Raw genomic sequence first — 24,787 nt, 5'->3', positions numbered from 1 at the left:
ATACAGAGCAGCGGCAGAGTCAAACAGTCACGCCTTGATCCGGACAGCAAAAAGGCCGCTTTCTGGAAAGCGGCCCTGTACGTTACGGCTGACTCAGCAGGCAGTCGGTATCACCTACCCGACGTGCGGGGATTCTCGATAGCGGCTTCAGGCGGCTCCCGGCTCCCGAAAGTAATGCCAGGCATGATGGTAGAGCACGCCGGCATAGCCGTTGCGCTGAATGAGCTTGAGAATCTTGGCGGGGTTTTCGTCATCCAGGGCCTTGTGCAGTTTCGCTCGCTGCTCTTCATCGAGGGCCTCGTACCAGTGGTAGGGCGCGCCCTGGGCATTGCTATCCTCGGCCTTGCGCATCAGGTCCATTTCGATACGCCCGCCATGCCGATACAGGATATCGTAGCCCTCCTGCAGCTGGGATGACGGCACGTCGCACGGCTTTTCAAGACCTTCCAGCACGTTGTAGTAGTAATAGCTCAGCGGTTGCATGTGGCTCCTCCAGCGGTATGCCGTTGCTTGTCTCTACCCACCTGCTTTTCTTCCCTCATCCTGCCTGAGGCAAGGTGGGGGTCTCAATGGAAAAAATGTAAGCCATCCGCGCTCCCGCACCCAATGATCATGCGTCGAACATGCCGTGGATCATGCGCTCGGAGGCGGTGCTGGCGCTAAACTGAAGTCAGCAAGGGGCGACGACGGGATGGGGCGGGCGATGAACTACGAGCAGGTGGTGAGGGACCTCTGGCGCCATGGCGACGGGCAGGTGCCCGATCATGCCGCAAGGCTGAAGGAGCTCATTCGCTATGCCACCCTGGCCCCTTCCGGCCACAACACCCAATGCTGGCGCTTTCGCATCGCCGAGGATGCCATCACCATCCTGCCGGACCTCACCCGGCGCACCCCGGTGGTCGATCCGGACGACCACCATCTCTACGTCTCGCTGGGATGCGCCGCGGAGAACCTGAGCCTGGCGGCGCGGGCGCTGGGCATGCAGGGCGAGGTGACCTTCAATGCCGAAGGCGCCGGCGAGGTGCGCGTCACGCTGGCGCCCTGCCAGCCGGAGGTCACGCCGCTGTTCGAGGCCATTCCGGCCCGCCAGTGCTCGCGCACCGACTACGACGGCTCGCCCATCACCGATGAGGAGCTGCACCTGCTGCAGGCCGCCGGCACCGGGCATGGGGTCTCCATCAGCTTGCTGACCGAGAAGAAAGCGATAGAAAACGTACTGGAGTACGTGCTTCAGGCCAACGGCCTGCAGGTCGGTAACCGGGCGTTCCGGCAGGAACTGGAGACCTGGATCCGCTTCGGCGACCACGAGGCGATCAAGGCCGGGGATGGGCTGTTCGCCCGCTCGATGGGCAGCCCCGCTACGCCTCGCTGGCTGGGGCGGTGGCTGTTCCGCACGCTGTTTCGGCAGGGCGCCGAGAATGCCAAGGTCGCCCGACAGGTACGCAGCTCCGCCGGCATTGCCGTGTTCATCTCACAAGCCGACGACCGGGCGCACTGGGTCGAAGCCGGGCGCTGCTACCAGCGTTTCGCCCTGCAGGCCACGGCACTCGGCATCTGCAACGCTTTCATCAACCAGCCGGTCGAGGAGGCGAGCGTGCGCCCGGCCTTCGCCGAGGCCCTGGGAATCGTCGGCGGGCGCCCCGACCTGGTGGTGCGGTTCGGCCGGGGCAAGGCGATGCCGCGCTCGCTGCGGCGGCCGGTGGAAGCGGTTCTTGTCTCCTCGGTCAGCGCATAGGGCTGGCATGAGCCGGGCCGTCTTCCATTCGGCTCATCGAGACTTGCCTACCAGATTGCGCCTGGCTTTGCTTTCGTCGCGAAGGCCTCCATATTTCTATTAGTCTTTATTCATTCTGGAGCCCTGCCATGTCCGATTCCCTTCACCTGGCCTGCCCTCACTGCCTGGCCATCAACCGCGTGGCCACGGCGCGTCTGGCCGCCTCGCGCTGCGGCAAGTGCAAGCAGCCGATGTTCACCGGGGCACCCCTGGAACTCACCGGCGCCAACTACGCGGCGCTGATCGAGCGCAGCGAGCTGCCGGTAGTAGTGGATTTCTGGGCTGGCTGGTGCGGGCCCTGCAAGATGATGGCGCCGATCTTCGCCCAGGTCGCCGCCGAGCTGGAGCCGCGCATCCGCTTCGCCAAGCTCGATACCGAGGCGGAGCCGGGACTGGCCGGACGCTTCGGCATTCGCAGCATTCCCACACTGATCGTGTTCAAGCAGGGGCGTGAGGACGCCCGCCAGGCTGGGGTTTTGCAGGGCTCACAGCTCAAGCGCTGGCTCGAGCCGTACCTGGTCTAACGCTTTCACTTGAACGGAGCCCTTACCATGCCTCGCATGATTGCCGCGCTGTTGCTTGCCCTGCCTTTTTGCGCTTCTGCGCTGGCGTCGACACAGTACCAGCATCACTCTCCCTACGCGGGTTTCGAGGAGCGCGAGATCAAGAGTCTGTCGCACGATGACATCGAGGAGCTACGTCGCGGCGGCGGCTGGGGGCTGGCGCTGCCGGCCGAGCTGAACGGCATGCCGGGGCCGGCCCATCTGCTCGAGCTGAGCGATCAGATCCCCCTCCGGGATGAGCAGGAAACGGCTATCGAAGCACGTTTCGAGAACATGCAAATACAGGCGATTGAAGCCGGCGAACGGCTGATCGAAGCCGAACGCGCCATTGAGAAGGCATTCGCCGAACGCAGCCTGGAAAAGGAGGGGCTGCGTCGGCTGCTTGCACAGGCCGAGGAGGCGCGGGCCGAACTACGCTTCGTGCACCTTGCCGCTCATCTCGACACCCTGCCGTTACTCGATGACGACCAAGTTGCGCGCTACAACCAGCTGCGTGGCTACGCCAGCGAGGAGGAAAGCCCCTGCGACAGCGTGCCCGAGGGGCACGATCCCGAGCGCTACCGCCAGCACATTGGGTGCGAGTGAAGATACGTGGCGAGAGAAAAGGGGCGCTTGGGTCTCGCCATCCTCAGCGCGCCAGCAGCCCCTCGGCCAGCGCCTCGCCGAGCCGATCCACGGCGGCGGCGAGCTTCTCGTCGATGACGTGCAGGTACTCCGTCCAGTCGTCGACGTGATGCAGCTCCGCCTTGCCGTCCGAGATGCCGCGCAGCACGATCAGCGGCACGTTAAAGCGCATGCAGGCGCGCAGGCAGGCGTAGCTCTCCATATCCACCATTTCGGCGGCAATGGCGGCATAGGCCTCGCCCGAGACGATATTGGCGCCGGTGGAGAGCGTGGCCTCGGCAATGTCGGGAATGCGCAGCGGCAGGGGCAGGATCGCCGGCAGGTCGAGGAAAGGCGTGATCCCCTTCTCGAAGCCCAGCGGGGAGGCGTCCATGTCGCGGTAGGCGATGGAGGTCGCCTGGTAGATCTCGGTCTGCTCGAGCGAGCGGCTGCCCGCCGAGCCCAGCGACACCACCAAGTCCGGCAGGCGCCCCCGGTGGGCGTGCGCGGCCAGGGCCGCGGTGAGCTCCACCGCCGCCTCCACCGGGCCGACGCCGGTCATGAACGGCGCGAAACGCTGCCTGAGATGCGGGCCGTATTCGGCCTCGGCGGCCATGGCAAAGAGCACGTCGTGGCCGCCGAGTGTCGCCAGCGGCGGCGTGCCCGATGCCGCGCTCATGCGTCGATCCTCGCCTGAGCCTCAGCCATTGCCATCGTTGCCGACCGTCTGGATGACCTCGAACCCCTCGAAGTTGGGCGGGCCCAGGTAGAGCCCCTCGCGCTTGCTCTGGCCGGCGTTGGCGTGGGCCTTGCGGAACGCCTCGGAGTGCGTCCAGGCCTCGAAGTCCTCGCGCGAGCGCCAGATGGTGTGCGAGGCGTAGAGCACGTGGTCCTCCTTCTCGGGGCCGCGCAGCATATGGAATTCGACGAAGCCAGGCAGGCCCTGCAGGTGGGTCTCCCGCTCCAGCCAGATCTGCTCGAACTCCTTTACTCGCTCGGGGTTGACCCGAAAACGGTTCATGGCGATGAACACGATAATGCTCCTTGTGGTCGGGCGGCGGTTGGTCACCGCAAGACGATGACACCGACGCCGATAGGGGGCAAGCAGGTAGAGACGGTTCCGTCTGGCGCTTGCCCACGGGGTTGGACGGCTTCAACCTCTGCCGGTCGACTCGAGAATCGCCCGGCGCAGCGCCTCGGGCGGTTGGGCGCCCGACAGGCCGATTGCGTTATTGAGGATGAAGGTGGGTACACCGCTCACGCCCAGGCGCCGCGCCTCGTCGAGGCCTGCCTTTACCTCGGCCCGGCCCTGGTCGCTGGCGAGAAAGGCGGGTATGTCAATATCCGCCAGCCCGCCGTCTCGGGCGGCCTTGGCCAGCACCGCACTGTCACCGATGTCCTCCCCCTCGACGAAGTAGCTGCGGAAGAGTGCTGCGACCACGGCCGACTGGACGCCATGCTCCCTGGCGAGCCAGATCAGCCGGTGGGCATCGAAGGTATTGGGCGTTCGCGTCATGCGTTCGTGGTGGATCTCGATGCCCGCCTGGGCGGCGGCGGCCTCCACCTGGGCGTCGAGCGCCCGGGAGCGCTCCCACGAGCCGAACTTGGCGGTGCGGTACTCGCGCCGCGACAGGCCCCCGGCGGGCATGTCGGGGTTGAGCTCGAAGGGGTGCCAGGCCACCGAGACGCTGATCTCTCCGGGCAGTTCGGCCAGGGCGAGGTCGAGGTGGCGCTTGCCGATGAAGCACCATGGGCAGATGGCATCGGAGATCACGGTGATGTCGACGTGGGGCATGGTCGCGAAGCCATTGGATCGGATTTCCTCGAACCCTAGCACTTTCAGGCCGTGATTGACGCCGGTTTCAACCATCGGGTAGCGAAAGGGGTATCGTAGGCGAAAGCCACCGGGGAGAGACGCCGATGCACCAAGGAAGCTGCCTATGCGGGAAAGTGACATACGAGTACCGCGGCGAGATCGATGAAGTCTCCATGTGCCACTGCAAGCAGTGCCAGAAGGCACAAGGCTCGGCCTTCGTCGCCGTGTCGCCCATCCGCTCGGCAGAGTTTCGCATCACCCGGGGTGCGGAGTACCTCAAGGAGTATCGTGCCACACCGAACAAGGCGCGGGTGTTCTGCAGCGAGTGCGGCAGCCCGCTCTACAGCGCCCGTGACGACCTGCCCGACGCCAAGCGGCTGCGGCTCGGCACCCTGGATACGCCGATAGCGCCCGGCAAGCGCTACCACGCCTGGGTCTCGTCCAAGGCCGAGTGGTTCGAGCTTGCCGATGAGCTGCCCAGGTTTCCCGAATCCGCTCGTTGATTGAGCTGGGCTCGCACAAGAAGGGCACGGAGTAGGGAAGAGCGGAACGAGAAGAGAACAAGAGCAGAGAACAAGAGCAGAGCGCAGGAGAGACCGGATGGCGTACCTGGCAATAGCGGTGGGTCTACTGCTGGTAGCGGCACTGGCGATGCAGGCGTGGCGCCTGGCCGATAACCGCGCGATGGAAAATTCTTGGGCATGGCTGCAATCCCAGGCGCCCGCCAGCGTCGAAGCGTTCGACCCCGCCATGGTCGAAGGCCTGCCCGATGCGGCACGGCGCTACTTCCTCTACACCATCGAACCAGGCACACCGCTTCATGTCGTCAGCCAGATCCGCATGAGCGGCGAGATTGGCCTGGGTAGTAAGGAAACACCCGGCTACCGCCCCATGCGGGCACGCCAGATCCTCGCTCCGCCGCACGGCTTCATCTGGCACCTCGAACGGGCCGGCGCCGGCCTGATGCAGATGAGCGGTTCGGACGGCATGGCGAACGGCCGCTCCTGGACGCGCTTCTGGCTCGACGGCGCGCTGCCCGTCGCCAGGGCCGGGGGCGACGACAACCACCTGCGCGCCTCGTTCGGCCGAGCCGTGGCGGAAGCCGCCTTCTGGGCCCCGGCAGCGCTGCTGCCCCAGCACGGAGTGCGCTGGGAAGAGACCGGCGAGCCCAATCTGGCACGAGCGATCATCACCCACGGCAGCCTGGAGCAAGCCATAGAGATCGCCGTGGCCGAAAACGGCCAACCGCGCTGGGTACAGTTCCAACGCTGGAGCAATGCCAACCCCGAGAAGGCGTGGCGGCTCCAGCCCTTCGGCGGCTACCTGGACGACTTCCAGAACTTCGAAGGCTACACCCTGCCCACCCAGGTCGAGGCAGGCAACCACTTCGGCACCGAGGCGTACTTTCCGTTCTTTCGGGTAAGGGTGGGGGAGGTGCGGTTTTCGGTGTCGTAGCGCTCAATGGCACTAGGCAAGATCAGCGAGATGCTCAAGGGTTTCAGGATACTTCTGGACGAGCCGGATGAGTGTCATGGCCTGGGCATTGGGCTTGGCGCGGCCTTGCTCCCAATTCTCCAGCGTCCTTGGGTTGGTGCGGAGGTACATGGCGAATACCGGGCGGGACATATGCAGCCGCTCCCGCAGCTCGGTGAGCTCGCTGGCTGTGACGTCGGGAACCTCCGCCAGCTCTACGGAGTGGGAGCGCAGCGTGCGCTTGCCTTGGCGCTCATTTGCCAATGCATCGAAGCCCTCGACGAGTTCGTCAAAAATGTTACGGCCCATGGTCATGGCCTCGCGTTGATTTCCGCATCCAGCAGCTGTCTCAGGGTCTTGCGCAGCCTCCCTCCTTGGATGACATCACCGGCCCCAGGGTTCTGAAGCAAGAAATTCTGGCAGGCACGAAAGGCGGCGTCATCGAAGTAGGTGGATCGGTGCCGCTCGAAGGGTGGCAGTTCGAGAAACGTTGCTTTCATGCGATGTACGCAGATTGCGTATATTTTTGCTGCAGCACCAGGCCATGTCAAACGCCCTGGTGTGGCAACCTATCCTACGAGCAGGCCCTAGGCTGCCACCCATGCTAGGCTAAGCCATGGGCTGCCATAGTTATCGAATTGCCTAAGGCTCAACGTTGTTGAGGTAGCGCAAAATGAACAGAACCGAGACGTTACAGCTGTTGCGAGAACACCTGCCGACGCTATCCAGCGAGTATGGCGTCACCTCGTTGTCGCTTTTTGGTTCCATGTCGCGTAATGAGGCTCGCGACGACAGCGATATCGATATCCTGGTGAGCTTTGAGGGCCCGGCTACCTCGGCGCATTATTTCGGTGTGCAGTTCTACCTGGAGGATCTGTTGGGCCATCCGGTAGATCTAGTGACCGATAAGGCGCTACGTCCCGAGCTTAGACCCCATGTGGAGCGTGAGGCAGTGCGTGTCTGATTCTCGTCTCAAGCGCGAATGGCGCTTCTATATCGATGACATGATCGGTTTTGCTGAGAAGGTCCTGTCCTATACTGATGTGATGGCTTGGATCAGGATAGCTTCACCGTGCATGACCTCACCTACGACGCCACACTGCGAAATCTCGAGCTGATCGGCGAAGCGGCAACACGTATTCCACTTACGGTTCGTCAGCAGTATCCGGACATTCCCTGGCGGATGATCATCGCTACCAGGAATCGCTTGATCCATGCCTATCTTGGGATTGACGACGATACCGTATGGAGCATCATCCAGGACAATATTCCCGAATTATTGGAACAGCTACGTGAAGTCAAAAACCCGAAAGAAGCCGAATAATAGTGTAGCGCCTACTGCTCCATATACCGCGCTGCTTGATCGTCATGCATGGCGTCGGTCTATCTCGTTTTTTCGGTACCCTTTCCTCCCGACTCCGCTTTTCTGAGGTTCAGGCTTATGCCTGGCGCAATACGGATGCGCCGACGAAATCGAAGTGCCATCCCCCGCTCCCTCTCTTGTCACTTGTTGTTGTCGTGTTCCGCCTGCTCCCGACGTTTCTGCATGGCATCGCTGAAGGCGGCAGCCAGGATGCCGGTCGGCATTGCGATCATGCCGATGCCGACGATGGCGGTCAGGCCTGCAAACAGCTGTCCAGCCGCGGTTACCGGTGTCACGTCCCCATAGCCCACCGTAGTGAGTGTGGCCACGCTCCACCAGAGCGCCCTGGGAATGCTCCCGAAGGCCTCGGGTTGGTGGCTGGCTTCCAAGACATAGATCACGCTGCTGGTGACGATCAGTAACGCCACAGCCACCATCAGGCTTACCGTGAGTTCGTAGCGTCGCCCGCGCACTGCCTGGTAGAGATCGCCAATCGCGTTGGAGAAGTGCCCCAGGCGCGCGAGCCTGAGCAGCCGGATCAGTTTGAGCAGACGTAACGCAAAGGCGTTGACTGCCCCCATGGTCAGGAAGAAAGGCAAGATAGCGAGCAGGTCGAAGATCGCCCATGGGCTAACCATGAAGCGTAAGCGCCCAGCCAGCCCTCGATAGCGAGGATTTTCACCAGCCGCGATCACGCGCGCGACGTACTCGACCAGAAAAGCCAAGGCCAGCACTGCCTCGGCGGTGACGAAGAGGCTTGGCGCGAGCGCTCGAACTGCCGGCTCCGTCTCCAGAATGGTCAGTGCCGTTGCGAGGATTATCAGACCGGCGATGAAGCGGTTGGTGATCGACAGGCCATGAGCTTGGCGAGCGGTGGGCTCGAGCATCAGGTAAAGGCAACGGCGCCAACCCGCATAGGGGCTGGCCTTCTGGCTATCCAATGGCTGCATGCGTTCCCCTATCCCGTTGCCGGCTATCCATCAAGATTCTCCGACCCACCGCCAAAGCGAATGGGGATCGCAGCATTATTAACATAATGCTCAGGCGTACGGATGGCGCTATTGCCAACGCTTCCTCCGAGCCCTCACGGACGCACAGCATGGCGGAAGGCCGCTCCTGGACGCGCTTCTGGCTCAACGACACGCTGCCCGTCGCAGAGCCGGGGGCGACGACAATCACATGCGCGCCTCGTTCGGCCGAGCGGTGGCGGAAGCCGCCTTCTGGGCCCCGGAGCGCTGCTGCCGCAGCACGACGCGCGCTGGGAAGAGACCGGCGAGCCCAACCTGGCACGAGCGATCATCACCCACGGCAGCCTGGAGCAAGCGATAGAGATCGCCGTGGCTGAAAACGGCCAAACGCGCTGGGTGCAGTACCAACGCTGGAGCAACGCCAACCCCGAGAAGGCGTTGCGGCTCCAGCCTTTCGGCTGTTACCTAGACAATTTCCAAAAACTTCGAAGGCTTCACCCTGCCCACCAAGGTCGAGGCAGGCAATCACTTCGGTACGGAGGAGTACTTTCCGTACTTTAAGATGAGGGGGGCGCTTTTATCCCTTGGCTTATCACCGTTGATACCGTGTGTGGGACAGGATTAGCTTTAGTGTTAAGCTCAGCATGGTACTGAAGCCTTATGGTAAGCACTGGCTCTTTGGTTTCTCTAGTGCGTATGGTTTTTAGAGACATGGTTATTAGAATTCACTATGGCCATTTGCGGAAAAAATATATGAGCTATTTTTTTGGCGCGATTCTAACTGTTTTTGTGGTTATTCTTACAGCATGGGTTCAGCATTGTTATTGGGCAAAGAGGGATAAGATTCGTTACTACGAAAAAGAAGAGGAGGCAGCGCTGAGTCTAATTGAAGATTTTTCTTTTCTTTCTTATAAAAGGTTGCACAGGCAAAGAAGAAAGCTATGGTCTATCAAAGCTGAAGATTCTGAGCAAGCTGTGGAGAAGGCGTATTCTGAGGTGGTTAATGAGTGGAACGAAAAATTGGGTGTTTTGCTTGCAAGAATAAAGTATTCATTTGGAAGCGAGGCAGCATGGGAGGTTGAGTATGATATTCAGAGGGGGTTTTATATTTTAAATAACGAGGTGAGAAAGCTTGAGCGTGAAATTTTTAGCCAAGAAAAATATGTCGAAATTGAACAAAGATTAAATGTTCTTGGGAGCAGGATTGTAGTTGTGATAGAGAATTTGATGCTTAAAGTGAGGGAGGGAAGGTTCTCAACCTTCCCTATTGAAAGGCAGGTATGCTTTGGTAATAGGAAGCGTTTGAGTTGTAGCTACTTGCTTGCTCGTTTATTTGGCTTGGGATAAGGATATTGCGAAGCGTAGCCTTCTTGATATCTTTGAGCTCCAGTTTGGTGCCACTAAGCTTGAGACTTGGAAGAAGTTGTTTATGTTGATCGGTGTCTGTATGTTTTTTTCTTTGATTTCGTGGATTACCTGCTTGGGCAATGGGTAGACTAGTAAGCTTGCCAGAAGAGCTGCTTCTTCTGCCTTGGCTTCGTTAGCATTTTTTCTAAATAGAACGAGTGATGCCTCGTCGCAGCTGTTTATCTTGTAACCAAAATAGGCTGAGCCGAGATAGCTCTTTAAAACCTCTTTTTTGCAGGCTCGGTGGGCCAGGAGCCATGATAGTATTATTTCACGGTGCTTTCTGGATAAGGTTCGTTCTTTTCTGTTTAGTATTGTTCTAATATACTGCTGCTCTATAGTGCTGATTCCTCCAATTCTTTTGCGTGTGACTAGCTGTTTCAATGCTCTGGGAATGAAGTATAAATCTACTCCTCTGTGGTTGAAATATCTCTTATCTTCAAGTAGTACTACATATTTCTCAAATTCTGTGAGGTTGTCGTGAAATGCTAGGCTAGAAGAATATTTCGCTGAATCCAAGTGGAGCAATATCTTGTCTAGAATAAGATTATAATAGATTAGCCATCCTTTAATGTCTAGTGTGAAGGCGGGTTTTCCACCAATTATATCAAATATCTCTTTTTGGTTCATTTTGTTGATTCTGTTTTGTCTTTTGCTAGTTCAGCATGGCCGCTTTGGGCAGCTGTCATCGAATGAAATACACCTTGTGCTAGGCTTGGGTTTTTAAAATAAAATTTAAAAAAATAGGTGGACTCTCTCCCAAAATCATTCAAAGTTACGTGAAGTACTAATGAGTCATTTTTTAAATAATTCTTTTCAATATATCCTTCCACATATCCTCTTCTTCTGTTCTTTCCTTGGTGCTCAGTTTCCCCTTTTTGTGATCTTTCATATTTTTTCTCTATGCTTCCTTTAACTAATAGTCCCTCTCTCCAAAGTATGGAGTCATATTTGATAACAAGGCCTTTGTAAGGGTTGTAGTCGCTCTTGGTTGTAGTTGTTGTTAGCGTCCAAAATCCTGAGACGTTTGGAGGTGGGAATATCTTTTCTTTAAATGTGAAAAACAAAATGGTTAAGGTTATTCCGCCTAATATGGTTGAAGCTAGTGAGGCGATAAAATTTTCCACTATGTTTTCCCTTTCCCATTTTTTCTTGATTTTAATATCTTAATGCTACTTTTGTCACTGTCTCATCCAGCATGCCGCGGCCCGTCTCCACCAGCGTGAGCCAGTCCCTCGTGCCAGTGGTGCCGGTGTAGACCAGCTCCCTCGTGAGGATGGGGATGGGGGCGTTGGCAGTCGCAGCACCTACTTGATGCTGCGGCTGCCATCGCTTGAGCACTTACTCGGTGCCCGAGCTGCTCTCCTCTGTCTCTACCTGCCCGCGCCGCTGCAACCAGCGCATCACCAGCCAGCACAGCGCGGCCCAGGCCGCTCCGGCGGTCCAGCCGGCGAGTACATCCGTCGGCCAATGCACGCCGAGGTAGACACGGCTGATGCCCACCAGCAGGGTGAGCAGTATCGCCAGTATCAGCAGGTAGGCCTTCAGCCTCAGCGCTGGCTGTACACGAATGAGCAGGGCGGCCAGGGTGAGGTAGGTAACGGCAGACATCATCGAATGGCCGCTGGGGAAGCTCGCGGTGTAGACCATGGCTTCATGCGGCACGAGGTCGGGTCGAGGACGATCGAAGCCCATCTTCATCAGCGTGCTGAGTAGCATGCCGCCGGGCACCGCGACCGAGGCAAAGAGCGCCGCGCGATGGTGCCGGGCGAGTAACAGGTAGCCCAGGGCACCCAGGGTGATCACGACCAGCACGCCGACACCGCCGAGCGCGGTAAAGTCTCGCCCCATTTCCTCGACCCAGCCCGGGCCGAGCGGATCGGTGTGATCGGCAGGATTGCGCAGGGAGAGCAGCAGGGTCTCATCGATGCTCTGGGTTTCTCCCTCGATGACGGCATCGGCCAGCTCGATGAACCCCCAGACCCCGCCGGAAAGTACCGAGACACACAGCAGCACGGCCAGCTCGTAGCGGCCGAGCCGAGCCAGCAGGGATAGCCCGTGGCGTCTCACATGTTCGATTTTTCTGTAGTGCTTCATTGGCAGCTCCCTTGCTTTGATAACTATACATGTCGATTTCCAGGACAACCCTTGGGCTTTATTACAACTTCCCCACCCCACTCACCCTGACCACCTCCCTCGTTACCGCCTCATCCAGCATCCCGCGCCCCGTCTCCACCAGCGTCAGCCAGTCCCTTGCCCGGGTGATGCCGGTGTAGACCAGCTCCCGGGTGAGGATGGGGTTGGGGACGTCGGGGAGCAGCAGGGCGGTGTGGGTGAATTCCGAGCCCTGGGACTTGTGTACCGTCATGGCGAAGACGGTTTCCACCGCTTGCAGGCGGCTGGGTAGCACCCACTTGATGTCGCCGCTGCCGTCGCTGGCCGGGAAGGCGACGCGCAGCAGGGTGCGGCCGGCCATTTCACTGGCGCTGCGCGCTTCGGGCACGGCTAGGGTGATGCCGATATCGCCGTTCATCAGCCCCAGGCCGTAGTCGTTGCGGGTGACGAGCACCGGGCGGCCTTCGAACCAGCCCTGTTCCAGCTCCAGGTCGCTGGCCTTGAGCCAGCCGGCACGGCGCAGCGCCCGGCCGATGCGCGGGTTCAGCCCTTCGATGCCCCAGGGGCCTTTCCTCAGGGCACACAGCAACTGGAAGTGGCCGTGGGCGGCGAGTACCTGGCGCGCCCAGTCGTCGTAGGGCGGGCGCGCTTCGCCTTCGCCGAAGAAGGGCTGGGCGGGCCGCTGTTGCTGCATCACGTCCAGGTAGTGGGCGTAGCCGCGGGGCGGTGCGATGGGCTCGCCGCGACGGTCGTGGCGGCCTTCGCCGCCGTTGATGAAACCGGCCGGGTTGCCGTTCACCACCAGCCGATCCAGCGCCGGGTCGTCGGCGTCCGCCAGGGCGAGGCGGGCGATGTCGGCGTAGTGTGACTTTCCATCAGTGCCGAAGATCTCACATACCGCGCGTTTCTTCTCTTTCTGCCCATGCTCGGGTGCGAGCGGGCGATTGACCGCTTCGGCGAGCTGGCCGATGCCGCTCTTGGCATCGAAGCGGTGGCTCACCCGCAGCATGGCGATGGCCTGGTCCAGCGGCTGGCCGCCTTCGTCCTGGTAGCGTTCAGGAATCGGCGTGCCGGTCACCCGTTGCAGCCAGTCGCAGGTGGCCGGGGTGTAGTGGCCGCCTTCGGCGTGCTGGCACAGGTCGCCGAGCACGGCGCCGGCCTCCACCGAGGCGAGCTGGTCCTTGTCGCCAAGCAGAATCAGCCGCGCCTTGGGCGGCAGGGCGGTGAGTACGGCGGCCATCATCTCGATATCCACCATCGAGGCTTCGTCGATCACCAGGGCGTCCAGCGCCAGCGGGTTGCCGACGTGGTGGCGGAAGTGGCGGGTGTCCGGCCGCGAGCCCAGCAGGCGGTGCAAGGTCGTCACTTCGGTGGGTATGCTGTTGCGCAGGGTCGGGATATCCACACCCTGTTGGCCTACGGCGGCGGCCAGTTCCACCAGCGAAAGCCCCTGCACCTGCTTGGCGATGGATTCGTTGAGCCGTGCGGCGGCCTTGCCGGTGGGGGCGGCCAGGCGAATGCGCAGCGGGCGCGGGGCGGCGGAGCCAACTGGGGTGGTTTCGCCCAGGGCCAAGGCCTGCAGCAGGGCGAGCAGCTTGACCACGGTGGTGGTCTTGCCGGTGCCGGGGCCACCGGTGATCACGGCGAAGCGCGAACGGCTGGCCAGCGCACAGGCGGCCTGCTGCCAGTCGAGTTCATGCCCCGGGGTGAAGAGCGCGGCCAGTGCCCGGGCCAGGGTGACGGTGTCGGCTTCTGCGTCGGTGGTGGCAGCAAGTCGGCTGCCGATCAGGCCGCGAATGTCCTGCTCGTACTGCCAGTAGCGGCGCAGGTAGAGCCGCACGTTGCCGTCGCGCTCGCTGCGCACCAGCGGGGTGTTTCCCGGTGGTTCGTTGCCGTCCGCCACCAGGGCGGGGTGGTGCAGAGCGTCACGCCAGGTGGCGAGTTCCAGCTCGGCCAGCAGGTCGCTTGGCAGCGGCGGCGGGTCGCTGAGGTCGTCGCCTTCCGGCGGCAGCGAGAGCGCCAGGTCGGGGGCGGCGAGGGTCTGGGCGAGATCGAGGCACACGTGGCCACGGCCGAGCTGATGGCTGGCCAGCGCCGCGGCGAGCAGCAGCAGGGGTGGGGCGTCGTTCACCTCGCGCTGGAAGAAGCTCGCCAGCGCCCGGTCCAGCGCGCGCAGCCAGCCTCGCTCCACCCAGCGGTCGAGCAGGGCGAACAGCGCCTGGGGGTTGTGGAGCGCGGCTTGCACGTCGCCCTGCGCGGCCTGGTTCGGTTCCGGCTCGGCTTGGGGCGGTTCAGGTTCGGCGCCCTCGTCGGCTGCCTGGCGGCTGCCTGCTGATTCCTCACCGAGATCGGCGAACAGGTCCGGGGTAGCGTCGTCGTGGTGCTTGCTGCGCTTGCTCATGCCGGCGCCTCCGTGGTGTGGCGGGTGCCTGCCGCTCGGGTGTCACCCTGGAACAGCGCGTCCAGCGCTTCGATCAGCTCACGCGGGGGGCGCTCGGCGTGTACGCCGCGGCTCTCCGCATTGGCGCCCCGGAGAAAGACGGTGAGCGAGCCGCCGATATGGCGGTCGTAGTCGTAGCCCGGCAGGCGCGCCTTGAGCAGCCGGTGCAGGGCCAGCAGGTAGAGCGCGTACTGCAGGTCGTAGCGCTTGGCGGCCACTGCCTGGCGCATCGCCTCCTGGCTGTAGGCGCTGTCGTCCGGCCCCAGGTGGTTCGATTTCCAGTCGGCCACGTAGTAGCGCCCCTCATGCTCGAACACCAGGTCGATGAAGCCCTTGAGCATGCCGTTGAGGGTATCGGCATCCAGCGCCGGGCGGGGCAGGCCGGCACCCGAGCCGTTATCCGGGCTTGCCAGTGTGTAAGCACTTACGAGGGCGTCCAGCCGGCGGGTGTCGACCTGGCGCGAGGCGAACCAGAACTCCATCTCCACCTGATAGCTCGTCAGCGTTTCGAGCCTGAGGCTGCCCGCGCCGTTGGGCAGCGGCAGCGGGGCGGCGAGCAGGGTACTGAACCAGGCGTGCAGGGTGTTCAGCCACGGCTGCCAGCCGCGCACCTGGCAGCGCCGGGCCAGGGTTTCCTCGCGCAGGGCGGGGTCGCGTGCCACGCGGGCGAAGCCCAGTTCCCCAGCCCACTCCAATATCCCATGCAGGAATGTTCCAGGCCCGGGGCCTCGGGGGAACCGATGTAAGGAAGGCAACGGTTCGCTCTGACTGCTGTCGCGGGGTTCCTCCAGCACCTCCAACGCGGTGGCTTCCATGGCGGTGGCGGGTTCCGGCAGGCTGCTGCTACGCTGCGCTTCGTCATGGGGCTTAACAGGTAAGTCAGCCCTTACTGGGGCGCTGGCCGATGCGACGCTGACGGTCTCGCCGGAGAGGCGCAGCGCCGAGTAGCTGGCGATCCACCAGTGCTCGCGGGCCGGGCGCGTGGGGGTGCGCGCTTCGCCAAGGGCATCGTCGCGCTCGGTTTGACTGACGATCTGGGCATGAGCCGGTGGCGCCGGGGCGATCTCGATGGCGGCGCAGTCGCCCTTGAGCCGGGTGAGCGCGCTGGCGAATCCTGCCGGGCTCAGCGCTTCGCCGTTGGCCAGCAGCTGGCCGATGGCGCTGCCTTCGCCGCCCTTGAGCGGGGCCATGCCGAGCCAGGTGGCGTGGCGGGCGCGGGTCAGCGCCACGTAGAGCTTGCGCAGGTCCTCGCCCAGGCGCTCGCGGTCGACGGTGGCCAGGGTCTCCTCGTCGGCTTCCAGGCTGATGCGCAGGCGGCCCTCGGCGTCGTGCCAGCGCAGCGGCGAGTCGTCCTTCTTCGTCGGGCGGTGGTTGCAGATGAAGGGCAGGAACACCAGCGGGTACTCCAGCCCCTTGGACTTGTGAATGGTGATGACCTGCACCAGGTCGGCGTCGCTCTCCAGGCGCAGCTTATGGGTGTCGCCATGGCCTTCGGGGTTGGCGATGGCCTCGGCGAGAAAGCGGATCAGCGCGTGTTCGCCGTCGAGCTCCTGGCTGGCGTGCTGCAGCAACTCACCCAGGTGTAACAAGTCCGTTAGGAAGCGCTCACCGTCGCTGGCAGGCCCCCAGGCAAGCAGCCGCTGCGCCACGTCGAAGTCGTGGATGATCTTGCGCACCAGCGGCAGCACGCCCTGGCGCTGCCACAGCCGGTGGTAGCCGCGGAACTGAAGCACGCGGCCTTCCCAGGCCAGCTCGTCTTCGTTCAACCGGTCCAGCGTGGCGATATCGAGCCCCAGCACCGGGGTGGACAGGGCGGTGCGCAGCAGTCGGTCCCCCTGTCCTGAAGAAGAGCCGGGCTCGGCACAGGCGCGCAGCCAGGCGTCGAGCTCCCGCGCGACCGGCGAGGCGAACACCTTGTCCTTGTCGGAGAGGTAGACGCTCTTCACCCCGCGCCGGGCCAGCGCCTGGCGGATCGAGCGCGCCTCGCCCAGGCCGTTGACCAGCACCGCCATGTCGGAGGGCTTGAGCGGCTGCAAGTCGCCCTGCTCGTTGCGGAAGCCGGCACTGCCGCGCTGCCCCTCGTTGAGCAGCTCCACCATGGTGGAGGCGCAGCGCTCGGCCATCTCCTGCTGGTAGGCGGTCTTGGAGAGCGGCTCGTCGCACTCGAGCTGCCACAGGGTCATCGCCGGCAGCGGCTGGCCCTGGCGGGTGAGTGAGTCCTTGCGGCCTTTCGCTCCCACGGGCAGGAAGGGAACGGGGTTCCCCTCGGGCGAGTTGAACAGGAAGGCGCCGGGCGGGTGGGCTTCGGCGAATGCGAAGCAGCGGTTTACCGCCTCGATCATCTCGCGGCTGGAGCGGAAGTTGGTGCCCAGGGTGACGTGGCGGCCTTGGGTATCGCGGCGGGCGCGCAGGTAGGTATGGATGTCGGCGCCGCGGAAGGCGTAGATCGCCTGCTTGGGATCGCCAATCAGGAATACCCCACACTCGCTACGGTTCTCGCGGATGCGGTAGACGCAGTCGAAGATGCGGTACTGCACCGGGTCGGTGTCCTGGAACTCGTCGACCAGGGCGACCGGGAACTGGCGGCGGATCTGCGCGCCCAGCGCCTCGCAGTTGGGGCCGGTGAGCGCCCGGTCGAGATGGGTGAGCAGCTCGTTGGGGCCCATCTCGGCGCGGCGCTCCTGCTCGCGGTCGAGCCGCGCCCGGCACCAGTGCACGGCGTGGGTGAGCAGATCGGCGTAGGGATCGGGCAGGGCGTTGAGTTCGTCCTGGAGTTTTTCCAGCTCGGTCAGCGCCGGATGATTCGGCGGCTCGCCCTTGAGCCAGATATCGGCCATGCCCTGGGGCGTGAGGCGCTTCCAGGCGGCGTCGGTCAGGCCGGGCCAGGTGGCCTCTCCTTGGCACCATTCACGCAGTTTGCCGAGCCAGCTGGCGCGGCTCTTGGCGTTGAAGCTTTGGCCCTTGAAGGCTTTCTGCTGGGCGGCCTCTTCGAACAGCGCCTCACACTCGTCCACCCACTGGGGCCAGGGGGCCTTGAGCTGGGCCAGGCGCTCGGCGGTCTCGTGGCTGGCGTTGGCGATGGTCTCGGCTGGGGGCGGGGCGTTCTTGTTCAGCGCCTCGGCTTCGGGCATCAGCCCGCGCACGGCGGCATGCAGCTGCTCGGGCGTGCTCCAGTGGCGCACCACGATGGCCAGCTCGTCGAGGTTGAGCGGGTAGTAGAAGCTGCGCCAGTAGTCGCGCACCACCTCGAGCTCCAGCTCGGTCTGGTCGTTTTCCAGGTCGAGCGAGAACAGGCTGCCGCTGTCGAAGGCGTGCTCGCGCAGCATGCGATAGCACCAGCTGTGGATGGTGGAGACGGCGGCTTCGTCCATCCATTCGGCGGCGAGTTGCAGGCGTCGGGCGCAGGCGGGCCAAGTGGCGGGGTCATACTGGTCGCGTAATTGAAGAAGAAGACCGTCGCCCTCGGCGCCTTCCACCGGTTGCAGAAAAACATTGGCCGCCTCGACCAGCCGCGCACGGATACGCTCGCGCAGCTCCTGGGTGGCGGCGTTGGTGAAGGTGACGACGAGGATCTCGGGCGGCGTGAGCGGGCGCTCGAAGGCGGTATTGTCGTCGGCCGAGCGGGCGCCGAGTACCAGGCGCACGTAGAGCAGCGCGATGGTGAAGGTCTTGCCGGTGCCGGCGCTGGCTTCGATCAGGCGGCTGCCGTGAAGCGGGAACTCAAGCGGATTCAGCTGCGTCACGTCGCTCATGCCTTGCCTCCCGCTGTCTTCCCTCTTCCCTCTTTGCTCGTCCCTTCTTCTTTCTTGTCGCCTTTCACCGCCAGGTGTACCGGGGCGAGTAGCCGCTCGGTGAGTTCGGCGAAGCCGAGCCGGTCCTGGCGGGCTTCATAGAGCGCGGTGAAGCTCGGCCAGCGGTGGGCGAGGTAGGCGTTGCGGCCCGCCTCCCCGGCGTTGAAGTCGTCGCCGTTGTAGGTGCTGGCGGCGGCGCGCCAGGCGTCGCTGTCGCGCTCGGTATCAGGCGTTCCCAATTTGCTCAGCCACACGAAGGCGGTGTCGCAGGCCAGCGGCAGCGGCACCTGCATGCCGGCCTGCCAGGTGCGGACGATCTCGCGCAGATGTCCGCGGGCCGCTTCCGGATCGAGGGGCGGCAGGGTGACGTGGCCGGCCTTGGAGAGCAGCAGGCTGGTCATGGGCCTGTCGTTCAGGTGCCCGACCAGGTGCGCGACCCAGTGGCGCAGGATGTGCGACCAGCGGTATTTGCCCTTCTTGACTAGGCTGCTGCTGGCGAGCACCAGGCGGCAGCGCTCGCCCGAGTCACTCTCGCGCAGTTCGTCGAGCCAGTCTTCGATGGGGGGGGCGCCGGGCACGTCGAGCTGCACCGGCTCGGGCTCCTCGATGGCGTGGGGCCAGGCTTCCAGCGCTTCCTCGTAGGCTTCGAACAGCGCGTCCATCGGTTCGCTGAGCTGCTCGCGCATGCGCTCGCCGAAGGCGCCCATGGCCAGTACGCCTTGGCCCTGCAAACGGTCGAGGGTGTCGAGCAGAACGGGCAGGCGCTCGCGGCCTTCGTCCACGGCGCGGCGCTGCTCGCGGATCAGCAGGTCCTGTAGCTGCCAGTTGGCGAGGCCGTCCAGGTCGAAGGGCTCGTGGTCGAGGCTGACGATGTCCTCGCGTTCCAGGAAGACCTTGAGCCGGGTGGTGAAGAAGGCGCGGGCCGGGTCGCGCAGAAAGTTGCCGAGTTGGGACAGCGTTAGCGGTGTGTCCTGCGTATATGGCTCCAAGTCGAGGGGCGCCGCTGCCGCGGCTACTTCACCATGCACCTCGCGCCACTCGTGGGCGTAGGTGAACAGCCGCCGGGCGGCGACGCTGCGCTCGGCCTGCTGCGCCTCGCTGGGGAAGTAGCTGCGGCTGAACGGCTGCAGCGGGTGCTCGGTGGTGAGGGCTTCGAGCAGGTCGCTGCCATCGCTTGTGTGCCAACCGGCCTGGAGATGATCGCGCAGCTGGCCGACCAGCACCGAGGGCGGCTTTTCGCTGTTGTCGACGATGCTGCGACCCACCCAACTGACGTAGAGCTGCTCCCGGGCGGAGAGCAGCGCTTCGAGGAACAGGTAGCGGTCGTCCTCGCGGCGGGAGCGGTCGCCGGGGCGGTAGTCGCCGTTCATCAGGTCGAAGTCCATCGGCGGGTGACTGCGCGGGTAGTCGCCGTCGTTCATGCCCAGCAGGCACACCCGCTTGAAGGGGATGGCGCGCATCGGCATCAGGGTGGCGAAGTTGACCGCGCCGGCCAGGAAGCGCTGCGACAGGCTGGGTTCGTCGATCTGGGCCAGCCAGTGCTCGCGCACCACCGAGAGCGGCAGGTCGCGGGTCAGGCCGGCCTCTTCGGCGCTCTCCTGCCAGCTCTGCAGCGCCTGTTCGAGCTGGGCCAGCATCAGGCTGTCTTCCGGCGCTTCGGCCAGAAAGCTCGCCTCCAGCAGGGTGCGCAGGCGCGCCACCCAGCCGGCCACGTCGGTGGGCTCGCGCAGGCGGCGCCATTGCGCCTCCAGGGTCTCCAGCAGCGCGGCCAGCGGCCCGGCCAGCGCCGCTTCCAGCCCGCCGATGTCGTCGAAGGGTTCGATGCCCTGCCACGGGCCGCTGGCGGCCTCGCCCACGGCGTAGCCCAGCAGCAGCCGGCGCAGGCCGAAGGCCCAGGTGTTCTGCTCCATGCCGGCGGGCAGGTCGAGGCTGCCGCGCTGGCCGGCGTCGAGCCCCCAGCGGATGCCGGCGCCCTCGATCCAGCGGCGCAGGGTGGGCACGTCCTGCTCGTCGATGCCGAAGCGGGCGCGCAGGGCGGGCACGTCGAGCAGGTCGAGCAGGTCGCTCACCGAGAGGCGCAGCTCCGGCAGGCGCAGCAGTTTCTCCAGCGCGATCAGCAGCGGCAGTCGGTGGCGGCTGCCCTGGTCGGAGAGGGTGAAGGGGATATGGCGCGGGTCGTCGCGTTCCAGTTGTCCGAATACCGCCTGAACATGCGGCGCGTAGTGGTCGATATCCGGCACCATCACGATCACGTCGCGGGGCTTGAGGGTCGGGTCGGCGCTGAAGGCGGCGAGCAGCTGATCGTGGAGAATTTCCACTTCGCGTTGGGGGCTGTGGGCGGCGTGGAAGACGATGGAGTCGTCGCGGCTCGGGTCCACCCCCGGCCAGGTCTCGCGGGTCTCGTGCAGCGGGCGCAGCTCGCGGATGTCGTCCTGCAACTGCTGCAGCAACCGGCCGTCGCCTTCGCGCACGAAGGGCTCGAACAGGTCGATGCGCAGCGAGTCGGCCCGGAACAAGGCCTCGTACTGCTGGGCGTCGTCGTGCTCGTCGAGCAGGCGCAGGTAGTCGCGGCCCTGCTTGCCCCAGGCGGCCAGCAGCGGCTGGGCGTGCAGGTGCAGGCTCTGCGCTCCGTCATCGCTGCCATCCCCGAGCACGTCGAGCCGTTCGGGCATGCCGGCCTTGCGCCGCTGTCGGTAGCGCTGGGCACGGAGCAGGTCCTTGTGTTCGATGATGTCGGCCCAGTAGTGCTGGCAGGGGTTGTGCACGCACAACACCACCTGGCAGCAACGGGCGATGGCGGCCAGGGCCTCCAGCGCCTGCTGCGGCAGCGAGGAGATGCCGAACACCATCACCCGTCGCGGCAGGCCGGGGGGGCACTCGTTGCCGCGAAGCTCGCGGGCGGCGGCGAGAAAGCGCCGGTGCACCATGGCGCGGCTGGAGGCCACGCCGTCGTCGCCTACGTCCTCGGCAACGCTTTTCACCACGGCCCGCCACAGGGCCGGCTGCCAGCGCTGGGTGTCTTCGATAGGGCGGGCCTCGCCGCGGGCGGAGATCAGCACGTCCTCGCCGCGGGACCAGGCCTCGAGCCAGTCGGCGCGGTACACCTGGTACTGGTCGAGCAGGTCGGCCAGGCGCTCGGCGAGCTGGTGGTGCTTGCGCAGGTCGCTGTCGCCTTCGAGGAAGCGGCGCAGCGGAGCGAACTCGTCGCGCGGCATCAGCTCCGGCAGCAGGCGCAGCAGCCGCCACAGCAGGCGCGACTTGTCGAAGGGCGAGGTGGCCGGCACCGCGTTGGGGTCGCCTTCCACGTGGTTGAGCACCGCGCGGTAGGCCTGCCACAGGAAGCGCGCCGGCAGCGTGACGTCCAGCGCGGCGGCGATTCCGCTGCCGCCGTCGGCCTCGTCGGCGGCCAGCGCCAGCTTCATCCACTGGCCGATGCCGTTGCTCTGCACCAGGATGGTCTCGTTCTCCAGCGGTGCCAGCGGGTGGCGCTTCATCCACTCCACCGCCACGCCGCGCAGGTCCTCCAGGCGATTGCCGTGAACGACCATGAAGCCGGGGGTGAGGGCATTCTCCTGGGGGGAGGCGAACGGCATGGCGGGTCCTTGCTGCGAACTTGAATACAGTTTTGCAGTTTTACAGGTTTACGCTTTTACCGTCATGCTCTTCCAGGCCGAGACGCCTCTACGGATAGGCGCTTGTCTGGCCGAAAGCTCTGAGGCATGGTCTGGAGATCGTGCGTTGCACTTCTTCATCAGGGACGGCCATGGCCTACGATCTCAGCGAACGCTTGGTAATCGGGCTGGCATCCAGCGTCCTGTTCGATCTGGAGGAATCCGATCGGGTCTTTCGCGAGCAGGGCGAGGCGTCCTATCGCATCTATCAGCGCGACAATGAGAACAAGCCGTTAAGCACCGGCGTTGCCTTCCCCTTTATCAAGCGCCTTCTTTCGTTGAACGAGCTGAGCCCGAATAATCCGCCCATCGAGGTGGTGCTGCTCTCGCGCAACGATCCGGAAACCGGGCTGCGGGTCATGAAGTCGATCGAGCATCATGAGCTGGGCATCACGCGGGCGATCTTCCTGCAGGGGCGCTACCCCCACCGCTTCATTCCGGCATTGAACATCAGCCTCTTTCTGTCGGCCAATCGCCAGGACGTCGACCAGGCGATCCTGGCCGGGCACCCGGCGGGGCAGGTGCTGTCGTCGGGCGATCTCGACCTGACCGACGAGGAGGAGCTGCGCATTGCCTTCGATTTCGATGGCGTGCTGGTCACCGACGAGTCCGAAACCATCTACCAGCAGCAGGGGATCGAGGCGTTTCGCGAATACGAGCGGGCCAATGCACAGGTGCCGGCGGAGGCGGGTTTGCTGGCTATCTTCCTGCGCAAGCTGGCGCATATCCAGATGTTGGAGAAGCAGCGCGAGGAGGAAACGCAAGGCGCTTATCGCCCCAAGGTCAGGGTCTCCATCGTGACGGCCCGCAACGCGCCGGCCCATGAGCGTGTCATCCATACCATGCGTAGCTGGGGGGTGACCGTCAACGAGGCCTACTTCCTCGGCGGCATCGCCAAGGAGCATGTCCTCGGCATCATCAAGCCGCATATCTTCTTCGACGACCAGGCGTCTCACCTTTCGGCAACCAGCGATATCCTGCCGTCGGTGCATGTGCCGTTCGGGCAGCTCAACCAGGGCCTCGTTTCCGGTGAGAAAGAGGCGACCCGACCTGGCCACTCTCTACCTGAAGAGAATTCGCCTTGAAATTAGCCCCCTCTCGCCACAACGACGAAGGGGGCGCTGGGCCCCCTTCTCCGTGTGCAGACTGGATCTGCTGTGCCTGCACATGCTTTACGCCATGACGAGCTATCAACGCGGACGGTAGTGGAACTCCTGCCGTGAGATCAGCCCATCATGGTTGCGATCCAGAAACAGGAAGATTTCCGGTAGCGAACCTGCCTGGGCTTCCTGCCGGGAGATGTGGCCATCGCCGTCCAGATCCAGTCGGTCGAAGCTGTTCTGGCCTGTTGCGCTAGAGGATCCGAGGAGCGGTGGAATCGGCTCCTCTGCGCCCCTTTCGGCAAGGGCGAAACCTGAGGCAAGAGTAAGCGCAAGGGAAAGTGCGAATTTCCGAATTTTCATCGTGTCGTTTCCTTCAAATAACAGGTGTGGAATTTTCCCGGTCAGCGAGTGCTACTCTTCCGCCGTAGCACCATGCCGGCGTGATAGAGCACGCCGTCGATGAACTCGCCGTCGGCGGTGAAGCCGGTGTCGTCCCAGTACTCGATGGTGTTGCCGGTGACGCGGTAGCGGCCCTGATAGGCGCTCTCGCGCTCGCCGCGGGCCTCGTCGTAGCGATTGTTCGGCAGCAGTTCGTGGCGTATGTGTGGCCATCGTCGGTGACCCACATGCCGACATAGGGATGGTCTGCCATGGTGTCGTCTCCGGTTGCGGTGGCAGCCATCCCCAGGAGGGAGAGTGCTGCGACGGTGGCTAGAGCCACAGGGGCGGATTTGAGTCGCTTGGTAGGTAGGGGCATCGGGTTTCCTCGGCTGCGGCCGGGCTTATGCCGGGCTTGCGGTGGGGCGGACCACGATCTCGCTGGTGTCCACCTCGTCGGGCTGGGCGATCACATGCGCGATGGCCGCGGCAATGGCGTCAGGCTTGAGTGCGATCTGGCGGTAACTCTTCATCGCCTCGGCGGCGCCGGGATCGGTGATGGTGTCGGCAAGCTCCGACTCCACCACGCCGGGATAGACGCAGGTGACGCGAAGCTTGTCGTGCTCCTGGCGCAGCCCATCGGAAATGGCGCGCACGGCATACTTGGTCGCGCAGTAGACGGCGGCAGTGGGCACCACGTAGAGCCCGCCGATGGAGGAGATGTTGATCACCTGTCCGCTGCCCTGGGCCTGCATCGTGGGCAACACGGCAGCGATGCCGTGCAGCACGCCGCGGATGTTGACGTCGATCATGCGATACCACTCGTCGACCTTGAGCGAGGCCAGGGGCGAAAGCGGCATGACGCCGGCGTTATTGACGATCACGTCGATGCGGCCATGAAGCTTCAGTGCGGCATCGGCGAAGGCCTGCACGTCTTCGCGCCGGGTGACGTCCAGCGCGCGATACTCCACGCTGCCGCCTTCGTTGCGAATGGCCTGGGCCAGCGCTTCCAGCCGCTCGGTGCGGCGTGCGCCGATGACCAGTCGATGCCCATGGCTTGCCAGCAGGCGGGCGGTAGCCTCGCCAATACCACTGCTGGCGCCGGTGAGAAGAATCACTTTGCTCATGGGATAGGCTCCGTATGGGGTGGCTTGTGACGACCTCTCGCAGGGCTCGGATGAGCGAGCCAATGAACAAGAGCGTCGTTGTGACAAGCCTACGGAGGCGGCGGGAATGCCAACAGATCCATTCCTATCGATATATTGCCTAATCCTATTGGGTGGGCTTTCCTTGAGAAGTGATATGTTGGATATTGTTGCCTA

The 24,787-nt window shown here is 63.6% G+C and carries 25 protein-coding genes; 10 read left to right on the top strand and 15 right to left on the bottom strand.

The genetic code is table 11. The features are described from left to right. Positions 1 to 147: 147 nt before the first annotated feature. Positions 148 to 483: a hypothetical protein gene (locus HNO51_RS17070; protein ID WP_197448434.1), complete on the bottom strand. Its 336-nt coding sequence runs from the start codon at positions 481 to 483 to the stop codon at positions 148 to 150. Positions 484 to 703: 220 nt separating this feature from the next. On the opposite strand from HNO51_RS17070, the gene HNO51_RS17065 reads away from it, so the two are divergent. From HNO51_RS17065 to HNO51_RS17055, 3 genes are all read left to right on the top strand, one after another. Next, positions 704 to 1,735 carry an Acg family FMN-binding oxidoreductase gene (locus HNO51_RS17065; protein ID WP_209537963.1) on the top strand — a complete coding sequence of 344 codons (1,032 nt, stop codon included), beginning with the start codon at positions 704 to 706 and terminating at the stop codon, positions 1,733 to 1,735. A 128-nt stretch (positions 1,736 to 1,863) separates the two neighbouring features. Continuing rightward, positions 1,864 to 2,298, top strand: a complete 435-nt coding sequence (trxC, locus tag HNO51_RS17060) for a thioredoxin TrxC (protein WP_197448432.1) — start codon at positions 1,864 to 1,866, stop codon at positions 2,296 to 2,298. Between the two features lie 27 nt (positions 2,299 to 2,325). Beyond that, positions 2,326 to 2,922 carry a hypothetical protein gene (locus tag HNO51_RS17055; protein WP_209537962.1) on the top strand — a complete coding sequence of 199 codons (597 nt, stop codon included), beginning with the start codon at positions 2,326 to 2,328 and terminating at the stop codon, positions 2,920 to 2,922. A 43-nt stretch (positions 2,923 to 2,965) separates the two neighbouring features. On the opposite strand, the gene HNO51_RS17050 is transcribed toward HNO51_RS17055, so the two are convergent. The 3 genes from HNO51_RS17050 to HNO51_RS17040 form a co-directional block, all read right to left on the bottom strand. Next, positions 2,966 to 3,619 carry a 5'-methylthioadenosine/S-adenosylhomocysteine nucleosidase gene (locus tag HNO51_RS17050; RefSeq protein ID WP_209537961.1) on the bottom strand — a complete coding sequence of 218 codons (654 nt, stop codon included), beginning with the start codon at positions 3,617 to 3,619 and terminating at the stop codon, positions 2,966 to 2,968. 21 nt (positions 3,620 to 3,640) lie between these two features. Further along, a complete protein-coding gene (gene hmuQ, locus HNO51_RS17045; RefSeq protein WP_197448429.1) occupies positions 3,641 to 3,973 on the bottom strand; it encodes a heme-degrading protein HmuQ in 333 nt (110 codons plus the stop codon). Positions 3,974 to 4,093: 120 nt separating this feature from the next. Continuing rightward, positions 4,094 to 4,735 (bottom strand): DsbA family oxidoreductase, encoded by a 642-nt coding sequence (locus HNO51_RS17040; protein WP_209537960.1) that lies wholly within the window; start codon positions 4,733 to 4,735, stop codon positions 4,094 to 4,096. A 125-nt stretch (positions 4,736 to 4,860) separates the two neighbouring features. Between HNO51_RS17040 and HNO51_RS17035 the strand changes: the two genes are divergently transcribed. Together HNO51_RS17035 and HNO51_RS17030 are read left to right on the top strand one after the other, a co-directional pair. Next, a complete protein-coding gene (locus tag HNO51_RS17035; RefSeq protein ID WP_209537959.1) occupies positions 4,861 to 5,259 on the top strand; it encodes a GFA family protein in 399 nt (132 codons plus the stop codon). Between the two features lie 97 nt (positions 5,260 to 5,356). Next, positions 5,357 to 6,211: a DUF6544 family protein gene (locus HNO51_RS17030; protein WP_209537958.1), complete on the top strand. Its 855-nt coding sequence runs from the start codon at positions 5,357 to 5,359 to the stop codon at positions 6,209 to 6,211. A 12-nt stretch (positions 6,212 to 6,223) separates the two neighbouring features. Here HNO51_RS17030 and HNO51_RS17025 read toward each other — a convergent pair whose 3' ends face one another. Further along, a complete protein-coding gene (locus tag HNO51_RS17025; RefSeq protein WP_209537957.1) occupies positions 6,224 to 6,544 on the bottom strand; it encodes a helix-turn-helix domain-containing protein in 321 nt (106 codons plus the stop codon). Positions 6,545 to 6,902: 358 nt separating this feature from the next. Between HNO51_RS17025 and HNO51_RS17020 the strand changes: the two genes are divergently transcribed. Then, positions 6,903 to 7,193, top strand: a complete 291-nt coding sequence (locus HNO51_RS17020) for a nucleotidyltransferase family protein (protein WP_209537956.1) — start codon at positions 6,903 to 6,905, stop codon at positions 7,191 to 7,193. Positions 7,194 to 7,301: 108 nt separating this feature from the next. Further along, a complete protein-coding gene (locus HNO51_RS21075; protein WP_242597141.1) occupies positions 7,302 to 7,553 on the top strand; it encodes a HepT-like ribonuclease domain-containing protein in 252 nt (83 codons plus the stop codon). 179 nt (positions 7,554 to 7,732) lie between these two features. On the opposite strand, the gene HNO51_RS17010 is transcribed toward HNO51_RS21075, so the two are convergent. After that, positions 7,733 to 8,542: an ion transporter gene (locus HNO51_RS17010; RefSeq protein WP_276571208.1), complete on the bottom strand. Its 810-nt coding sequence runs from the start codon at positions 8,540 to 8,542 to the stop codon at positions 7,733 to 7,735. A 102-nt stretch (positions 8,543 to 8,644) separates the two neighbouring features. Between HNO51_RS17010 and HNO51_RS21300 the strand changes: the two genes are divergently transcribed. Beyond that, positions 8,645 to 9,121, top strand: coding sequence for a DUF6544 family protein (locus HNO51_RS21300; protein ID WP_422674242.1), 477 nt, complete (start codon positions 8,645 to 8,647; stop codon positions 9,119 to 9,121). Positions 9,122 to 9,313: 192 nt separating this feature from the next. After that, positions 9,314 to 9,907, top strand: coding sequence for a hypothetical protein (locus HNO51_RS17005; RefSeq protein WP_209537955.1), 594 nt, complete (start codon positions 9,314 to 9,316; stop codon positions 9,905 to 9,907). Here HNO51_RS17005 and HNO51_RS17000 read toward each other — a convergent pair. From HNO51_RS17000 to recC, 6 genes are all read right to left on the bottom strand, one after another. Further along, on the bottom strand, positions 9,890 to 10,597 hold the full coding sequence (locus HNO51_RS17000; protein WP_209537954.1) for a transglycosylase domain-containing protein: 708 nt from the start codon (positions 10,595 to 10,597) through the stop codon (positions 9,890 to 9,892). The genes HNO51_RS17005 and HNO51_RS17000 overlap by 18 nt on opposite strands. After that, positions 10,594 to 11,094 (bottom strand): hypothetical protein, encoded by a 501-nt coding sequence (locus tag HNO51_RS16995; protein ID WP_209537953.1) that lies wholly within the window; start codon positions 11,092 to 11,094, stop codon positions 10,594 to 10,596. The genes HNO51_RS17000 and HNO51_RS16995 overlap by 4 nt, the downstream gene beginning before the upstream one ends. 214 nt (positions 11,095 to 11,308) lie before the next feature. Continuing rightward, positions 11,309 to 12,064: a phosphatase PAP2 family protein gene (locus HNO51_RS16990; protein ID WP_209537952.1), complete on the bottom strand. Its 756-nt coding sequence runs from the start codon at positions 12,062 to 12,064 to the stop codon at positions 11,309 to 11,311. A gap of 61 nt (positions 12,065 to 12,125) precedes the next feature. Continuing rightward, positions 12,126 to 14,483 carry an exodeoxyribonuclease V subunit alpha gene (gene recD, locus HNO51_RS16985; RefSeq protein WP_209537951.1) on the bottom strand — a complete coding sequence of 786 codons (2,358 nt, stop codon included), beginning with the start codon at positions 14,481 to 14,483 and terminating at the stop codon, positions 12,126 to 12,128. Beyond that, a complete protein-coding gene (gene recB, locus HNO51_RS16980) occupies positions 14,480 to 18,274 on the bottom strand; it encodes an exodeoxyribonuclease V subunit beta (RefSeq protein WP_209537950.1) in 3,795 nt (1,264 codons plus the stop codon). The genes recD and recB overlap by 4 nt, the downstream gene beginning before the upstream one ends. Then, positions 18,271 to 21,906, bottom strand: coding sequence for an exodeoxyribonuclease V subunit gamma (gene recC / locus HNO51_RS16975; RefSeq protein WP_209537949.1), 3,636 nt, complete (start codon positions 21,904 to 21,906; stop codon positions 18,271 to 18,273). Before recC ends, recB begins: the two co-directional genes overlap by 4 nt. 170 nt (positions 21,907 to 22,076) lie before the next feature. Between recC and HNO51_RS16970 the strand changes: the two genes are divergently transcribed. Beyond that, entirely contained in the window at positions 22,077 to 23,069 is a 993-nt protein-coding gene (locus HNO51_RS16970) for a 5'-nucleotidase (protein ID WP_209537948.1), read from the top strand. Between the two features lie 105 nt (positions 23,070 to 23,174). Here HNO51_RS16970 and HNO51_RS16965 read toward each other — a convergent pair whose 3' ends face one another. The 3 genes from HNO51_RS16965 to HNO51_RS16955 form a co-directional block, all read right to left on the bottom strand. Continuing rightward, the gene (locus HNO51_RS16965; RefSeq protein WP_197451092.1) at positions 23,175 to 23,447 is read right to left on the bottom strand and encodes an EF-hand domain-containing protein; all 273 of its coding nucleotides are present in this window, start codon (positions 23,445 to 23,447) and stop codon (positions 23,175 to 23,177) included. Between the two features lie 41 nt (positions 23,448 to 23,488). After that, complete coding sequence (locus tag HNO51_RS21070; protein ID WP_242597140.1) at positions 23,489 to 23,713, bottom strand: Atu4866 domain-containing protein; 225 nt, start codon at positions 23,711 to 23,713, stop codon at positions 23,489 to 23,491. Positions 23,714 to 23,869: 156 nt separating this feature from the next. Continuing rightward, on the bottom strand, positions 23,870 to 24,592 hold the full coding sequence (locus tag HNO51_RS16955; protein WP_209537947.1) for an SDR family oxidoreductase: 723 nt from the start codon (positions 24,590 to 24,592) through the stop codon (positions 23,870 to 23,872). Positions 24,593 to 24,787 lie beyond the last annotated feature (195 nt).

This window comes from Billgrantia sulfidoxydans, from assembly GCF_017868775.1.
Taxonomy (GTDB): domain Bacteria; phylum Pseudomonadota; class Gammaproteobacteria; order Pseudomonadales; family Halomonadaceae; genus Halomonas; species Halomonas sulfidoxydans.
Note: the sequence above shows the minus strand (reverse complement) of the source record. Positions and strands in the feature narration are given on the sequence as shown.

What these genes read in the sequence shown, in the direction of transcription:
- HNO51_RS17005 (WP_209537955.1), top strand. Translation starts at nt 9,314, where the DNA reads ATGAGCTATTTTTTTGGCGCGATTCTAACTGTTTTTGTGGTTATTCTT.
- HNO51_RS16955 (WP_209537947.1), bottom strand. Translation starts at nt 24,592, where the DNA reads ATGAGCAAAGTGATTCTTCTCACCGGCGCCAGCAGTGGTATTGGCGAG.
- HNO51_RS17050 (WP_209537961.1), bottom strand. Translation starts at nt 3,619, where the DNA reads ATGAGCGCGGCATCGGGCACGCCGCCGCTGGCGACACTCGGCGGCCAC.
- HNO51_RS16970 (WP_209537948.1), top strand. Translation starts at nt 22,077, where the DNA reads ATGGCCTACGATCTCAGCGAACGCTTGGTAATCGGGCTGGCATCCAGC.
- HNO51_RS17035 (WP_209537959.1), top strand. Translation starts at nt 4,861, where the DNA reads ATGCACCAAGGAAGCTGCCTATGCGGGAAAGTGACATACGAGTACCGC.
- recC (WP_209537949.1), bottom strand. Translation starts at nt 21,906, where the DNA reads ATGCCGTTCGCCTCCCCCCAGGAGAATGCCCTCACCCCCGGCTTCATG.
- HNO51_RS17020 (WP_209537956.1), top strand. Translation starts at nt 6,903, where the DNA reads ATGAACAGAACCGAGACGTTACAGCTGTTGCGAGAACACCTGCCGACG.
- recD (WP_209537951.1), bottom strand. Translation starts at nt 14,483, where the DNA reads ATGAGCAAGCGCAGCAAGCACCACGACGACGCTACCCCGGACCTGTTC.
- HNO51_RS17070 (WP_197448434.1), bottom strand. Translation starts at nt 483, where the DNA reads ATGCAACCGCTGAGCTATTACTACTACAACGTGCTGGAAGGTCTTGAA.
- HNO51_RS17065 (WP_209537963.1), top strand. Translation starts at nt 704, where the DNA reads ATGAACTACGAGCAGGTGGTGAGGGACCTCTGGCGCCATGGCGACGGG.
- HNO51_RS21300 (WP_422674242.1), top strand. Translation starts at nt 8,645, where the DNA reads ATGGCGCTATTGCCAACGCTTCCTCCGAGCCCTCACGGACGCACAGCA.
- HNO51_RS17040 (WP_209537960.1), bottom strand. Translation starts at nt 4,735, where the DNA reads ATGCCCCACGTCGACATCACCGTGATCTCCGATGCCATCTGCCCATGG.
- HNO51_RS17010 (WP_276571208.1), bottom strand. Translation starts at nt 8,542, where the DNA reads ATGCAGCCATTGGATAGCCAGAAGGCCAGCCCCTATGCGGGTTGGCGC.
- recB (WP_209537950.1), bottom strand. Translation starts at nt 18,274, where the DNA reads ATGAGCGACGTGACGCAGCTGAATCCGCTTGAGTTCCCGCTTCACGGC.
- HNO51_RS17025 (WP_209537957.1), bottom strand. Translation starts at nt 6,544, where the DNA reads ATGACCATGGGCCGTAACATTTTTGACGAACTCGTCGAGGGCTTCGAT.
- HNO51_RS16990 (WP_209537952.1), bottom strand. Translation starts at nt 12,064, where the DNA reads ATGAAGCACTACAGAAAAATCGAACATGTGAGACGCCACGGGCTATCC.
- trxC (WP_197448432.1), top strand. Translation starts at nt 1,864, where the DNA reads ATGTCCGATTCCCTTCACCTGGCCTGCCCTCACTGCCTGGCCATCAAC.
- HNO51_RS16965 (WP_197451092.1), bottom strand. Translation starts at nt 23,447, where the DNA reads ATGAAAATTCGGAAATTCGCACTTTCCCTTGCGCTTACTCTTGCCTCA.
- HNO51_RS17030 (WP_209537958.1), top strand. Translation starts at nt 5,357, where the DNA reads ATGGCGTACCTGGCAATAGCGGTGGGTCTACTGCTGGTAGCGGCACTG.
- HNO51_RS17055 (WP_209537962.1), top strand. Translation starts at nt 2,326, where the DNA reads ATGCCTCGCATGATTGCCGCGCTGTTGCTTGCCCTGCCTTTTTGCGCT.
- HNO51_RS17000 (WP_209537954.1), bottom strand. Translation starts at nt 10,597, where the DNA reads ATGAACCAAAAAGAGATATTTGATATAATTGGTGGAAAACCCGCCTTC.